We start from the raw sequence: 14,254 nt of genomic DNA, 5'->3' as shown, positions 1-14,254 counted from the left end.
GCTGCTCAGACCGCCTTCGGGGCGGCCGCCGGGGCGGTCGCGGAGGTGCGGGCGACGGCTCGGGCCACGGTGACCGGGTGTTCGATGAAGCCCGTGCGGTGGAAGATGTCGGCCGCCTCCTGCTGCTCGGCGAGGAACTCCTCGCTCACCGCCTCGATCCGCCAAGGCAGGGCGGTGAGGGCTGCCTCCCAGTCGTCCACATCGCCGCCGAGGTCGGCGGCGGCCAGGTGGGCGGCCTCGCGGGGGTGGGCGGCGGCCCAGTCGTCGGCGCGGCGCAGGGCGCGGGTCAGTGCTTCGACGATCTCGGGCCGCTGCTCGGCGAGTTCGCGGCGGGTGAAGAACACCGACCGGTCGCTGATGACGTCGCCGGTGGGGATCAGGGTGCGCAGCCCGCCGGTGCGGCGGGCTGCGGCGAGCTGGGGTCCCTGGGCGACCCAGGCGGCGACGGCCCCGGTGCGCAGGAGCTGCTCGCTCTCCTCGGTGGGGCGTACGGCGGTGATGTCGTCGGCGTAGGAGAGGCCCGCGTCGTCGAGGGCCTTGGCGACGAGGTGGGTCTGCCAGGAGCCGATCGCCAGGTGGACGGTGGCGCCCTTGAGGTCGGCGACGGTACGGACCGGGCTGTCCTCGGGGACGAGCAGGGCCCCGTGCTCGGGGCGCGGGGCGGAGACGGCGGTGTAGACGAGGTCGTGGCCCGCGGACTGGGCGGTGACGGGCGGGGTGGAGCCGGTGCCGCCGAAGTCGATGACGCCCTGGGTGAGGAGTTCGCCGGTGCGGACGCCGTTGCTGTACGGGTGGAAGGCGACGCTCTCGCCGAGGGGTTCCAGCTCCTGCTGGGCGAAGCCGAGCCGGGTCAGGTGGTAGAGGTGGAAGAGGGACGGATTGCTGGCGTGGACACCGATGGTGATGGTCATTCAGATCACTCCGACACGGTCGAGTTCGGGGGTTTTCACGGGGTGGGAAGCGGCCGGGACGCCGAGGTCTTCGAGGAGGCGGCGGCGCAGGGCGGCGAAGGCGGGGTCGCCGGGGTCGCGGGGGCGGGCGACGGTGACCTTCTCGTCGGTCACGAGCCGCCCGTCACGCAGGACGGCCACCCGGTCGGCGAGACGTACGGCCTCCTCGACGTCATGGGTCACCAGCAGGACGGCGGGCCGGTGCTTGCGGCACAGCTCGTCCACCAGGTCCTGCATCTTCAGCCGGGTCAGGGCGTCGAGGGCGGCGAACGGTTCGTCCAGCAGGAGGAGTTCGGGCTCCCGTACGAGCGCCCGGGCGAGGGCCACCCGCTGGGCCTCACCGCCGGAGAGGGTGGCGGGCCAGGCTTCGGCGTGCCGTTCCAGGCCCACCTCGGCGAGCGCCCGCAGCCCGTCGTCCCGCCGGCCGCGCGGCAGGGCGACGGTGACGTTGGCGAGCACCTTCTTGGACGGTACGAGGCGGGGCTCCTGGAAGACGATGGTGCGGGCCTCGGGGACGAGCACCTCTCCCGCGTCGGCGCCGTCGAGTGCGCCGAGGATCCGCAGCAGGGTGGTCTTGCCGCTGCCGCTCGCGCCGAGCAGAGCGACGAACTCGCCGCGCGCGATGTCCAGTTCGAGGCCGTCGAGGACGGCCCGGGCGCCGAAGACCCGGCGCAGGCCCCGTACCCGTACAGCTGCCTGGCGGTGGGCGTTCTCGGTCATCGGCGGGCTCCCTGCGGGGTGCGCCACGGCATCAGGAAGCGTTCCAGGAGCCGTACGAGGACGTCGGCGGTGAGGCCGAGGAGCCCGTAGACGAGGATGCAGACGGCGAGGATGTCGGTGCGGGCGTAGCTCTGGGCCTGGGACATCAGGTAGCCGATGCCCGCGGTGGCGTTGATCTCCTCGGCGGCGATGAGGGCGATGACGCTGAGGGTCATCGAGAGCCGCAGCCCGGCGAGCAGCGAGGGCAGTGCGCCGGGCAGGACGACCTCGCGGACGATGGCGAGGCGGCTCATGCCGAAGGAGCGCATGGCCTCGACGAGTTTGGGGTCGGTGTTGCGGACGCCGCTGGAGGTGGAGACGTACATGGGGAAGGTGGTGGCGACCGCGATGAGGAGGATCTTCGCGGTCTCGTTGATGCCGAACCAGACCATGAACAGCGGGACCAGGGAGAGGAACGGGATGGTGCGCAGGGTCTGGAGGGAGGAGTCGAGGAGCTCGTCGCCGAGCCGGGTGAACCCGGTGGTGATGCCGAGGGTCAGTCCGGCGGCGAGGCCGATGAGCAGCCCGAGCCCGGAGCGGGTCAGGGAGGTGGTGAGCGCGTCGGGCAGCTGCCCGTCCCCCCACAACTCCCCTACCGCCTTGAGGACTTCTGCGGGGGAGGCGAGGACGTCCGGGGTGAGCAGGCCGGTGGCGGACGCGGCCCACCACAGGCCGAGCAGGACGAACGGGCCGAGTGCGCGGACGGTCAGGGCGTAGGGGCGGCTGCGGGGTTCACGGAGCTGGGGGCGCGGGGTGACGAGCCCCGGGGGCGGTGGGCCGGTGGTCGCCGTGACGGCCGCGCGGGTGTCGCTCATGTCAGCTTCTCGACGTCGAGGAGGTGTGCGGCGACGTCCACCTTCTCCTTGGTGACCTTCTGCTCGGCGTAGAAGGCGGCGACGGACTCGAAGCGGGCGATGTCCTCGGGGCCGATCGGGTCCACGGTGCCGGAGGCCGCGGTGATCTCGGTCTGGACCTCCTTGGCCTTGCCGGTGACGGCGGTCGGGCCGACGTCGGTGAAGACGTTGAGATAGGCGGCCGGGTCCTTCTTCTCCTTGACGCTGGCCGCGTGGAGGTAGTCGTAGAGGGCCTTGACGACGGCCGGGTGCTGCTCGGCGAAGCCCGTACGGACGGCGTTGAGGCTGTAGTTGTCCGAGCCGATCGCCCCTCCGTCGGCGAGGAAGTGGGCCTTGCCGCTGCCGATCTCCGCGACCGCGTAGGTGGCCCAGACGGCCCAGGCGTCGACCTGCCCGGCGTTGAAGACGGCGGCGGTCTGGTCCGGGCGGAGATAGACCCGCTCCACCTTGTCGGCCGGGATCTTCTCCTTGGCCAGCGCCTTGAGCAGGAGGTACTCACCGGTGCCGCCCTGGTTGACGGCGACCTTCCTCCCCACCAGGTCGGCGACGGATTCGATGCCGGAGCCGTCGCGGACGAGGATGCCCTCACCCTTGGCGTCGGGGTCGACGGCGGTGAAGAACTTGAAGCCGGGGCGCTGTGAGAGCGAGGTGATGCCGGAGGTGATGGAGCCGGTGGCGATGTCGAGTTGGTCGGCGTTCATCGCCTGGGCGGCCGGGGCGAACGGGCCCGCGCTGCCGGTCCACTTCACCCTGGCGCCGACCTTGCCGAGCGCCTTGTCGAGGCTGCCGTCCTTCTTGGCGAGGGCGAGGACACCGGAGTTGCCGGGGTCGGGGATACGGACGTCGACGGTCCTGCCCGAACTTCCTGCGGGGGCACTGTCGTTGCCGTCGTCGGAGGTGGAGCAGGCGGACAGGGCGAGGAGGGCGGCGGCCGCGAGGAGGGCGGTCGGGACGGTCGTACGCAGACGTGGTCGGGTGACGTTCATGGTGGTGGTCCTCGGGCTCAAGGGGCGGCGGGCAGGGCGGATGCCGGGCGTGCGGTGTTCAAGGCGGCGGCGCGGCGCAGCGGTTCGGGGTCGGCCCACGCGGAGACGGAGACGGGCTCGGGCAGGAAGCCGTGGGCACGCAGGGCGCTCTCCTGCTCGGCGAGCAGGGCGAGGCGCTCCGCGGAGAGGTCGGGATGGAGGGTGAGGTGGGTGCCGGGGCGGTAGGCGCCCGCGACCCCTTCGGCTCCGGCCCCGGTCTCGGCGCCGAGTATCCGGGCGACCTCCCCCGGGCTCTCCGCCGCCCAGTCGGCGGCCCGGAGCAGCACGGCGAGGAAGCGGTCGACGAGCGCGGGGTGTTCGTCCAGGAGGTCCTGGTGGACGGTGATGGGGCGGGGGGTCCCGTTGTTGATCCGGAAGCGGCGGTCCGGCAGGTCGTCCAGCTCCACCGCGACCTGGGCCCCGGACCTGCGGGCCGCTTCGACCGCGAGGGCGCCCTTGACGTACACCGCGTCGACGTCGCCCCGGCGCAGTGCGGCCAGTTCGGCAGCCCATTGCCCGGCGTGCCCGTCCGCCGGTACGTCGACCGGGGCGGTGTCCGCCAGGGGGAGGCCCGCCGATGCGAGGGCGCCCTCGAAGCCGCGCAGCGCCATGGCCCGCCAGAAGTCGATGGCGATGGGGTGCACCGGCAGGGCGATCCGCCGCCCCCGCAGGTCACCGGCGGACCGGATGCCGGAGCCGGGGGCGACCAGGACGACCTGGCGCTCCTCGATCCAGGTCAGGCCGATCAGCCGGGTCCGCTCACCGCGCGAACGGGCCCACAGGGCGGGCACGTTGCCGCCTTCCCGGAAGAGCCCGGGAAGGGCGTGGGTGAAGTGGGCCTCCCGGTCCGCGTCCGGTCCGGCGTCCTGGAGGGAGCGGACCGTGATGCCGTCCGGGGCGAACTCGTCGGTGAGCCACTGCCGGTCGGCCGCGATCCCGGTGGCGGTGGGCACGGGACAGCGGGTGAACCAGAGCGTCGCGGGCAGGGCGGGGGCAGACGTCATGGGGGTGTGTCTCCACAGGGGTCGGTGGGGCGCGTGGGGTGCCGGGGGTACGCGGGGTGGCGCGGGTGGCCCGGAGACCCCTGGCGCGTACGGCGGCGTACGGGGAACAGGGCGCGGCCCCCATGCCCCGCCCGGAGTTCAGCGGTGGCGGAGCGGGTCCACGGCGGCGCGAGGGGCGGCCGGAGAGGTACGGGAGGGGGTACCGCGAAAGGTCAGCGACAGGCTGCGCTGGAGACCCGCACCAGGTCGATGTGGCGGCGCACGGTGAGGGCGAGCGGCACGGGGGCGCCCGGGGCGGAGGGGGCGTGCACGGCGGTACGTCGGGCCATGGCTCGCTGCTCCTTCCCGCTCGTCGGTGGTGATCCGCAGCCTGCCACGACCGTCCCGGGTGCGACAACTCTCTTCCCATGATGTGGGATCAGGTGTGAACAGAGTGTTTCTCAGCAGGATGGAGCCCTTGCCGAACTCCCGTAATGTGGCAAGCGAACACAGCCCCCAGGCCCCTTCGACGAGCGGAGAGTGACCCGACATGACCGAGGCCGTGACAGCACGCGCACCGGGCGGCGCCCAGGCCGTCCGGCGCGCGCTGGACGTCCTGCACTGCTTCCACGACAACGGGCCCGACCTCAGCGCCTCCGACCTCGCCCGGCGTCTGGAACTCTCGGTGTCCACGGCGCACCGGCTGGCACGCACGCTGCTCGGCGCGGGGTTCCTGGAGCAGGATCCGCGTACCGCCCGCTACCGCCTGGGCCCCGCCGTGACCGAGCTGGGCCGGCTCTCCTACCACCAGCGCGGGCTGCACCTGGCCGCGCCGGAGCTGGCGGACCTGGCCGAGCGGACGGGCGCGACGGCGGACCTGGCTCTGCGCAGCGGGCCGCACGCGGTGATCGTGGCGGGCGGTTCGGTGACGCCGAAGGTGGGGCTGCGCCGGCCGCTGCACTCCACCGCGCTGGGCAAGGTGCTCCTCGCCTGGGCCCGTCCCGGCGAGGGCGGCCCCGATTCGCTGCCGCCGCTGCCCGCGTTCACCGACCGGACGATCGTCGAACCGGCCGCGCTGGAGGCGGAGTTGGTACGGGTACGGGCCGAGGCCTACGCGCTCAACGACGGGGAGTCGGCGCACGGGGTGCGGACGCTGGCCGTGCCGGTCCTGGACGGTGCGGGGTACGCGCGCTTCGCCCTCGCCGTACGGGCGACCCCGTCCCTGATCACCGCCGAGCGCACCGAGTGGCTGCTCACCGAGGCCCGGTCCTGCGCGCGGGCCTTGGAGGTGCTGCTGCTGTCCCCGGCGGAACGGCGTCCGCCCGCGCGGTAGCGGGGCCGGGGGTCGCCGGTGCGCCAAGAGGGCTGTCGGTGGGCCGGGGCTGTTGGAGCGCGGAGGGCTGTCGGTGGGCCGTGGGACGATGGCTGCGTACAGCGAACGGACCACCACCTGCCGGTCACGGCGCACGGCGGAGAGAGCGACGATGACCGACACCGGGGCCAGGACCGCCCGCCCGGCGACCACGGGCCGCGCCGCCCGGGAGCTGCTGGCCGAGGCGGAGGCCCTGCTGGGCCGGGCCCGCGCCGTGCGGGAGGACCATGCCCGTGCCGTCGACGTCGTACGGGCCGTCCTCGACCCGCTCCTGGCCGCCCTGGTCGACCGGGAGCTGGCCGCCATCCCGGTGGCCCGGCTGAAGGACGTCACGGAGGGCCGGCTGCGCCTCGGCGCTCTCGAACAGGCCGGGTTCACGAGCGTCGGCCAGGTCCACGGCACGGCCCGCTACGAGCTGCGGCTGATCCCCGGCGTCGGGGCGCACACCGCCGATCAGGCGCTGGCGGCGGCCGGGCAGATCGCCGACGCGGTGCGCGAGACCGTCTCCGTACGGATCGACATGGACGCCCCGGACGAGGCGACGACCGCGCTGGTCATCGCCCTGCACCGGCTGGTCGAGGCCGGGCCGGACGCACGGCGGGCGGTGGAGGCGGCGCAGCGGCTGGACGAGCGGCTCGGCCCGCTGGTGACCGCCGCCGCACCGGCCGGGAGCCGGCTGCGGATGCTGTTCAGCGGCAAGGAGACGCGGGGCCGGGTGCTGGACGCCGTGATCGGCCTGCGTACGGCGCTCACGGAGGCGGACGACCAGGAACTGCCGATGCTCTTCGGGCAGGTCTCGGTCGACCTGCTGCGGGCGCCCGAGTCGGCGCCCGGGGCGTGGGTGGACTTCGAGCTGCGGTCCGCCGAGTTCTACAGCCTGCTCGCCGAGCTGTCGGGCAGCGGCCCGGACCGGGACGCCGCCGAGGGGTTCCTGCCCGCCGGGATCGCGGACCGGGTGCGGGCGCTGCGCCTCGACGACTCGCGGCTACGGGTCTCGCTGCGCGGCTACCAGTCGTTCGGCGCGCGCTTCGCCCTGGCGCAGAAGCGGGTCGTCATCGGGGACGAGATGGGGCTCGGCAAGACCGTGCAGGCCATCGCCGCCCTCGCCCATCTCGCGGCGCGGGGCGGGAGCCACTTCCTGGTGGTGTGCCCGGCGAGCGTGCTGATCAACTGGAGCCGGGAGCTCCGGGCCCGCTCCACGCTGCGCGCCCTGCCGCTGCACGGGCCGGAGCGGCTGGAGGCGTACGCGGAGTGGGTGGCGGGCGGCGGGGTCGCCCTCACCACGTTCGACGCGCTGCGCACCCTGCCCGAGGAGAGCCTCTCCCTGTCGATGCTGGTCGTCGACGAGGCGCACTTCGTGAAGAACCCCGCCACCCGGCGGGCCCAGGCCGTCGCCGCGTGGGCGGAGCGCGCGGAGCACGTCCTGTTCCTCACCGGGACGCCGATGGAGAACCGGGTGGAGGAGTTCCGCAGCCTTGTCCGCCAACTCCGCCCGGATCTGGCCGATGTGGTGTCGTCCACGCACGGGGCCGCCGGTTCGCAGGCCTTCCGCCGGGCGGTCGCCCCCGCCTATCTGCGCCGCAACCAGGTGGACGTGCTCGCCGAACTCCCGGCGCTGGTCCATGTGGACGAGTGGGAGGAGTTCGGCGCCGAGGACCTGGTGGCCTACCGGGAGGCGGTGGCGTCGGGGCAGTTCATGCGGATGCGGCGGGCCGCGTACGCCGTGCCCGCGACCTCCGCCAAGCTGGAGCGGCTGCGTGAACTGGTCGACGAGGCACGGGACAACGGGCTGAAGGTCGTCGTCTTCTCCTACTTCCGCGAGGTGCTGGCCACGGTCGGCGAGGCGTTGGGACCGGACGCGTTCGGGCCGATCTCGGGGAGCCTGCCGGCCGCCCGCCGGCAGGAGCTGGTCGACGCCTTCTCCGCCGCCGACGGGCACGCGGTGCTGCTGAGCCAGATCCAGGCCGGAGGCACCGGGCTGAACATGCAGGCGGCGTCGGTGGTCATCCTGTGCGAGCCGCAGATCAAGCCGACGCTGGAGCACCAGGCCGTCGCCCGCGCCCACCGGATGGGGCAGGTGCGCACGGTCCAGGTGCACCGGCTGCTGGCGGCGGACAGCGTCGACCAGCGCATGGTGGAGCTGCTGGCCCGCAAGGACCGGCTCTTCGACGCGTACGCCCGGCGCAGCGACCTCGCGGAGGCCGCGCCGGACGCCGTCGACGTGTCCGACGGTGAGCTGGCCCGGCGGATCGTGGAGGAGGAGCAGCAGCGGCTGGCCCGCCCGGAGTGACGGGCGGTCAGTGCTGGTGCTCCGCCGCGCCCTTCTTCGTCTCCCCGCCCGCCACATGGTGGGGTTCGTAGCCCGGGATCGTGCCGTCCGGCTTCTTGATGAGCAGCAGTCCGGCCATCCCCATGTCGGAGTGGCTCTGCACATGGCAGTGGTACATCCAGGCTCCGGCGCCCACGCGTTCGCCCGCGATGAACTGGAGGCCGAAGGAGTCGGCGGGCCCGCAGATCTTGTTGTCGATGACCCGGCTGGGGTCGTCGGGGCCGGTCAGTATCCCCGTCCGGTTGTCGGCCCAGCGGTGACCGTGGATGTGGAAGGTGTGGTAATACTCGCCGTGCGTGATCATCACGATTTCGAGCCGGTCGCCCACCGTGGCCTCGAAGTTGGTGCTGTTGTGCTCGGGCTTGTTGTTGATCGTCATGTCGTTGAAGACGATCGTGAACGTCTTGTCGGGCAGGATGTCGCCCTTGCGGCGCACGACGACCGGCCCGTAGAGCCCCTTGCGGATGCCGCCGGTGCCGTGGTCCGTGCCGACGACGTGGTCGTGGTAGTGCCAGTAGCCCGCGCTGCCCGGCTCCCAGGTGCCGTCCTTGCGGCGGCCCGGGGCGTGGGTGCGCCAGGTGTACGTGCGGGTGCCGCCGGGCTCCACATGGCTCTTGTTCATCCGGGTGCCGTCGTTGGCGATGTCGTAGTCCACGCCGTGCACATGGAGGCTGGCGTCCACGTCGGTGAGGTTCTCGAACTCGATGTGGACCGTGTCGCCCTCGTTGAGCTCGATGAGCGGGCCGGGGATCGAGGCCTTGCCCTTCTCGAAGCCGTAGCCGAGCTGGCCGTTCGGCAGCTTCTCGGCGTACATCTTGAGTCGGCGCACCACTCCCCCGGCCGGGGCCGTGCGCGGCGGGTTCTCCGCCGAGCTGGCCTCCACCGCCCCCAGCGACAACGATGTCACGCCGGTCGCCGCCGCGGCTGCGCCGCCGACCAGCATCCGCCGGCTGAAGGTCCTTCGGTCCATGTCGAACTCCCCACTGCGATAACGGGACTGGCGGAGGCGCGAGGGGTCTGGATGCACCTCGGAACGGGCCACACCGTAGCCGGGGGCCGACCGTTTATCCACACCCAGGACAAAGTTCGTGCGATTACTGCCATAGCTATTGGCGGACCATGAAAAGAGGTCTAGCTTCGTGCGCTGTCGCAGTCGACACAGAGGTAAGGCAGAAGAGTTAGCGACCCACAGTCACCGAGAGGTGCAGTGACCACGAAGGGGTGGGTGACCACATGCAGCGCGCATCACATCACCGGTCCAGATCACGACGCGGCCTCGCGGCGGCCGTGGCGGCCGGCGCACTGACCGTGTCCTTGCTGAGTGCGGGCGGTCCGGCCAACGCGGGCACGTCGCCGGACCGGGACCTGGTCGAGAGAATGGCGACAACGTTGTCCCTGCCGTCCCCGCCGGGCGCCGCGAACCAGGTGAAGGTGCTGGTGTTCCACGCGTCGGCGGGCGACGAGGCGCCGTACGCGGAGGCCGGGATCGCGGCGATCGAGAAGATCGGGCAGACGGGCCCGGAGGCCGGGCGGTTCACCACCGTGGCCACCGCCAACCCGAACGTCTTCACCAACGGCAAGCGGCTCGGCTCCTTCCACGCGGTCGTCTTCCTGACCGGCGGCGGTGACGTCCTGGACCCGGAGCAGGAGGCGGGCCTGGAGGCGTACATGGAGGCGGGCGGCGGTTTCCTCGGCATCCATGACGCGGCGCGCACCGAGCCGTACTCGGACTGGTTCACCGGTCTGGTGGGCGCCCGCCCGGCGGCCAACAGCCCGACCGCCGTGCAGCGGGCCACCGTTGAGATCGGCGACCGGGTCCACCCGGCGACCAAGAACCTGCCGCTGGAGTGGAAGCGCCCCGACAAGTGGCTGAACTGGACGAAGAACCCGTCCGGTGATGTGCACACGGTGGCGCGCGTGAGGGAGTTGACGTACACGCCGGGCGCGAGCGCCAACGGCTGGGACCACCCGGTCTCCTGGTGCCGTGACTACGACGGCGGGCGCTCCTTCTACACGGCGATGGGCGGTACGGCGGACAGCTTCGCCGAGACCGACTTCCGCGACCATCTGCGCGGCGCGCTCGCCTGGACCAACCGCACCTCGCAGGCCGACTGCAAGGCGACGATCGACGCCAACTACACGGCCGAGCGGCTGACCCAGCCCAACCAGCCGGGCCAGAACGACCAGATCGGTGAACCGCACGGGCTCGTCACCGCTCCGGACGGCAGGGTCTTCTACATCGGACGCGGCGGCGCCGACAGCAGCGTCCCGGTCGTCACGGACTGGAACAACCCGAACATCGGCAAGGGCAAGGGCGAGATCCACGTCTACGACCCGAAGACGAAGAAGGTCACCCTCGCCGGTGCGCTGGACGTCTTCGGGAACAAGGGCGGCGGCGACGAGCTGGTGAAGGTGGAGGAGGGGCTGCTCGGCATCGAGTTGGACCCGGACTTCGCCTCCAACGGCTGGGTCTATCTGCACTACACCCCGCACGCGAAGATCGACCGCGACAAGCACATGGCGGTCCGTCAGGTCTCCCGCTTCACCTTCGACCCGGCGACGAACAAGCTGGACCTGGCGTCGGAGAAGGTGCTTCTCGACTGGCCGGTGCAGATCCACAGCTGCTGCCACGCGGGCGGCGGCATGGCATGGGACTCCAAGGGCAACCTGTACATCGCGACCGGTGACAACAACTCCTCCGGTTTCAGCGACGGTTACTCCGGCAACAACCCGCAGCCGAACTTCAAGGGCGTCTCCTTCGCCGACGCCCGGCGCACCTCGGGCAACACCAACAACCTCAACGGCAAGATCCTGCGGATCCACCCCGAGGACGACGGCACCTACACCCTGCCCTCCGGCAACCTCTTCACCGGAAAGGAGCCGGACGAGGGCGGCGGGAAGACCCGGGGCGAGATCTATGTGATGGGCGTGCGCAACCCGGCCCGGATCTCCATCGACCCGTCCACGGACACGCTGTACGCGGGCTGGGTCGGCCCCGACGCGGGCTCGGCCTCCACGACCTGGGGCCCGGCGAAGTACGACACGTTCGCCGCGATCACCAAGGCGGGCAACCACGGCTGGCCGTTCTGCATGGGCAACAACCAGCCCTACCGGGACCGCAATCTGCCCGACCCGTCCAAGCCGCTGGGCTGGTACGACTGCAACGCCCCGAAGAACGAGTCGCCGAACAACGACGGCCTGGTCAAGCTGCCGCCGGTGACGCCGAACACCATCTGGTACTCGCCGCAGGGCGGCGGGGTCGACTACCCGCGCGACGCCAACGGTGTCCCCAGCTACAAGGCCGAGGAGCAGAAGGAGCTGCTGCCCTGGCTGAAGGGCGGCGGCCAGGCGACCATGAACGGCCCGGTCTACCGCTACGACGCGCAGAGCGACTCGGCCGCCAAGTGGCCGGCGTACTGGGACGGCAAGTGGTTCGTCGGTGACTTCTACGACGACACCCAGCCGCGCCACGCGGTGATCACCGACCCGAAGACGGTCGGGAAGGGCGGACTGCCCACGCACGCCGAGTCGTTGAGGAAGATCATCCCGGTCGGCGCGGACGGCATCCGCAACCTCATGGACTGGAAGTTCGCCCCGGACGGCTCGCTCTACGTCCTGGACTACGGGCGCGGCTTCTTCACCTCCGACTCCAAGTCCGCGCTGTGGCGCGTGACCTACAAGGGCGGCGGGGCAACTCCGGCCGTCAAGGACCTGGTTGGAAAGGCGGCAGCGCAGTGAGACACCCCACGTACCTCGCCCGGCGGCGGCATCGGCCGCCCAGCTTCTGGGTGGCCCTGCTGGCCTCCCTGCTCATGGTCCTCGGGCTGACCTCGACGGCCGCGTACGGCAAGGGTGGCGGTGACGCCCCCGGGGCGAAGGCCGCCGACCAGGTGCTGACCTGGACCGCGGGCGACCCGATCGACCGCTATCTGACCGCGCCGACGACGGCGGTGGCCGGCAAGGCGACCATCGTCTTCGAGAACAGCACGGCCACCGGCAACACGACGAGCATGCCGCACACGCTGACGTTCAGCGTCTCGGACCCGGAGTTCAACAACGACGTCCAGCTGAACATCCTGGCCAACCCCGGTGACTCCGAGGGCGGCAAGCACAGCGTGGAGGTCACGCTGACGCCCGGCCGGTACTTCTACCACTGCACGATCCCGGGCCACGGCCAGATGCAGGGCATCCTGACCGTCACCGAGGGCGGCGGCGGTGAGGACACCGAGGCCCCCGTGACCTCGGCGAAGGTCGACGGCGACCAGAACGGCGACGGCGCGTACATCGGCCAGGCCACGGTCACCGTCGAGGCGACCGACGAGGGCTCCGGCGTCGACACCGTCGAGTACGCGGTGGGGGCCGACGGCGAGTGGCAGCCGTACACCGCGCCCGTCGTGGTGAACGAGGTCGGCGACCACACGGTCCGCTACCGGGCCACCGACAAGGCGGGCAACGCGGCGGCGGAGAAATCCGTCGAGTTCGCGGTCGTCGCGCCGCCGGACGACGACGAGACACCGCCGGAGACCTCGGCGACCGTCTCGGGTGAACAGGACGCCGACGGTGCCTACTTGGGCATGGCCACGGTCACCGTGACCGCGTCCGACACCGGGTCCGGCGTCAACTCCATCGAGTACGCGCTCGGCGCGGACGGCGCGTGGCAGCCGTACACCGCACCGGTGATGGTCCACGAGGTGGGCGAGCACACGGTCCGCTACCGGGCCACCGACCGGTCGGGGAACGTCGCGGCCGAGAAGACCGTCGAGTTCACCGTGGTGGAGCCGCCGTCGCAGGACAAGACGGCTCCGGAGACCTCGGTGAAGCTGGAAGGGAGCAAGAACTCCGACGGCGCGTTCATCACCAGCGCCAGGGCCACGATCACCGCGACCGACGACGACTCGGGCGTGGACAAGGTGGAGTATTCCCTGGACGGCGGCCCCTACCTCGCCTACACCACCCCCGTGATCGTCGACCGGGTCGGCCACCACACGGTCGCCCACCGGGCCACGGACAAGGCGGGCAACACCTCCGAGGCGAAGAGGGTGTCGTTCACCGTCGCCCAGGGCGGCGGGGTCCCGGCGCCGAACTGCGCGGAGTTCGACGAGCGGCACACCGTCTTCGTCGGCACGATCGACACGGGCGTCCCCAACCGGATCACCCGTAACCGCTGCACGATCAACGAGCTGATCGAGGACGAGAAGGACTGGTCCTCCCACGCGCTCTTCCTCAAGCACGTGACGGCCGTCCTCGACCAGCTGAAGACCGACGGCGTCATCGACCAGCGCGAGCGCAAGGCGATCAACCAGGCCGCCAAGCAGTCGGGCATCGGGCAGCCGGGCCAGTCCGAGGGGTACACCAAGCTCTTCGACGGCACCGCGGCCTCGCTCGCCAAGTGGCAGCACGTGGGCGGCGGCAAGTTCGGGCTGAACGAGGAGGAGGGCTCCATCACCAGCTCCACCACGGTGGACGGCATGGGCATGCTCTGGTTCCCGGCCCGTGCGTACGGTGACTTCTCGCTGAAGCTCCAGTGGCGGGACGACGCCCCGGGCTCCGGCAACGCCAACGGCGGGGTCTTCGTCCGCTTCCCGAAGGTCCACGACCACCCGGAGGAGTCACGGCCGGAGTGGGTCGCCATCAAGTACGGCCATGAGATCCAGGTCAACGACCGGCCGGACGGCGACATGTACAAGACCGGTTCCGTGTACGGCTTCGACCGGGTGGGTCTCGGCGGCGCCGGGGTCACACCCAAGGGCACCTGGAACGACTACGAGATCAAGGTGGTCGACCAGCACTACGAGATCTACCGCAACGGTGTCCTGATCAACGAGTTCGACAACACCGGCGGCCAGCTCTTCGAGCCGCCGCGCGGTGACGACCCGGGCACCGACGGCCGGCGGTTCGCCTCCGGTTACATCGGCCTCCAGGTCCACGGGGTCACGGACGTCATCTCGTACCGCGACATCCGGATCAAGGAGCTGTAAGCCG

11 protein-coding genes are annotated in these 14,254 nt (G+C 71.7%); 4 read left to right on the top strand and 7 right to left on the bottom strand.

Going from position 1 to position 14,254, the window contains the following annotated elements; all coding sequences use genetic code 11:
• Positions 1–5: 5 nt before the first annotated feature.
• The 6 genes from GTY67_RS30960 to GTY67_RS35605 all read right to left on the bottom strand — a co-directional run bounded on the left by GTY67_RS30960 (position 6) and on the right by GTY67_RS35605 (position 4,921).
• Positions 6–911, bottom strand: coding sequence for an ABC transporter substrate-binding protein (locus GTY67_RS30960; RefSeq protein ID WP_161281220.1), 906 nt, complete (start codon positions 909–911; stop codon positions 6–8).
• Positions 912–1,670 carry an ABC transporter ATP-binding protein gene (locus tag GTY67_RS30955; protein ID WP_161281219.1) on the bottom strand — a complete coding sequence of 253 codons (759 nt, stop codon included), beginning with the start codon at positions 1,668–1,670 and terminating at the stop codon, positions 912–914.
• Entirely contained in the window at positions 1,667–2,524 is an 858-nt protein-coding gene (locus GTY67_RS30950; RefSeq protein ID WP_161281218.1) for an ABC transporter permease, read from the bottom strand. Before GTY67_RS30950 ends, GTY67_RS30955 begins: the two co-directional genes overlap by 4 nt.
• Complete coding sequence (locus GTY67_RS30945; protein ID WP_161281217.1) at positions 2,521–3,549, bottom strand: NrtA/SsuA/CpmA family ABC transporter substrate-binding protein; 1,029 nt, start codon at positions 3,547–3,549, stop codon at positions 2,521–2,523. The genes GTY67_RS30950 and GTY67_RS30945 overlap by 4 nt, the downstream gene beginning before the upstream one ends.
• A gap of 17 nt (positions 3,550–3,566) precedes the next feature.
• The gene (locus GTY67_RS30940; protein WP_161281216.1) at positions 3,567–4,592 is read right to left on the bottom strand and encodes an ABC transporter substrate-binding protein; all 1,026 of its coding nucleotides are present in this window, start codon (positions 4,590–4,592) and stop codon (positions 3,567–3,569) included.
• A 212-nt stretch (positions 4,593–4,804) separates the two neighbouring features.
• Entirely contained in the window at positions 4,805–4,921 is a 117-nt protein-coding gene (locus GTY67_RS35605) for a putative leader peptide (RefSeq protein WP_342636777.1), read from the bottom strand.
• Positions 4,922–5,121: 200 nt separating this feature from the next.
• On the opposite strand from GTY67_RS35605, the gene GTY67_RS30935 reads away from it, so the two are divergent.
• Positions 5,122–5,904 (top strand): IclR family transcriptional regulator, encoded by a 783-nt coding sequence (locus tag GTY67_RS30935; RefSeq protein ID WP_161281215.1) that lies wholly within the window; start codon positions 5,122–5,124, stop codon positions 5,902–5,904.
• Positions 5,905–6,055: 151 nt separating this feature from the next.
• Positions 6,056–8,233, top strand: a complete 2,178-nt coding sequence (locus tag GTY67_RS30930) for a DEAD/DEAH box helicase (RefSeq protein ID WP_161281214.1) — start codon at positions 6,056–6,058, stop codon at positions 8,231–8,233.
• A gap of 7 nt (positions 8,234–8,240) precedes the next feature.
• Here the strand turns inward: GTY67_RS30930 and GTY67_RS30925 are convergent, their stop codons facing one another.
• Positions 8,241–9,242 (bottom strand): multicopper oxidase domain-containing protein, encoded by a 1,002-nt coding sequence (locus GTY67_RS30925; RefSeq protein WP_093689735.1) that lies wholly within the window; start codon positions 9,240–9,242, stop codon positions 8,241–8,243.
• A 317-nt stretch (positions 9,243–9,559) separates the two neighbouring features.
• Between GTY67_RS30925 and GTY67_RS30920 the strand changes: the two genes are divergently transcribed.
• Together GTY67_RS30920 and GTY67_RS30915 are read left to right on the top strand one after the other, a co-directional pair.
• The gene (locus tag GTY67_RS30920) at positions 9,560–12,010 is read left to right on the top strand and encodes a ThuA domain-containing protein (protein ID WP_161281654.1); all 2,451 of its coding nucleotides are present in this window, start codon (positions 9,560–9,562) and stop codon (positions 12,008–12,010) included.
• Positions 12,007–14,250 carry a family 16 glycoside hydrolase gene (locus tag GTY67_RS30915; protein WP_161281213.1) on the top strand — a complete coding sequence of 748 codons (2,244 nt, stop codon included), beginning with the start codon at positions 12,007–12,009 and terminating at the stop codon, positions 14,248–14,250. The genes GTY67_RS30920 and GTY67_RS30915 overlap by 4 nt, the downstream gene beginning before the upstream one ends.
• Positions 14,251–14,254 lie beyond the last annotated feature (4 nt).

Origin of the sequence: Streptomyces sp. SID8374, from assembly GCF_009865135.1 — a bacterium.
Taxonomy (GTDB): domain Bacteria; phylum Actinomycetota; class Actinomycetes; order Streptomycetales; family Streptomycetaceae; genus Streptomyces.
The sequence above is the reverse complement of the archived record's forward strand: the minus strand, read 5'-3'. Positions and strand labels throughout refer to the sequence as shown.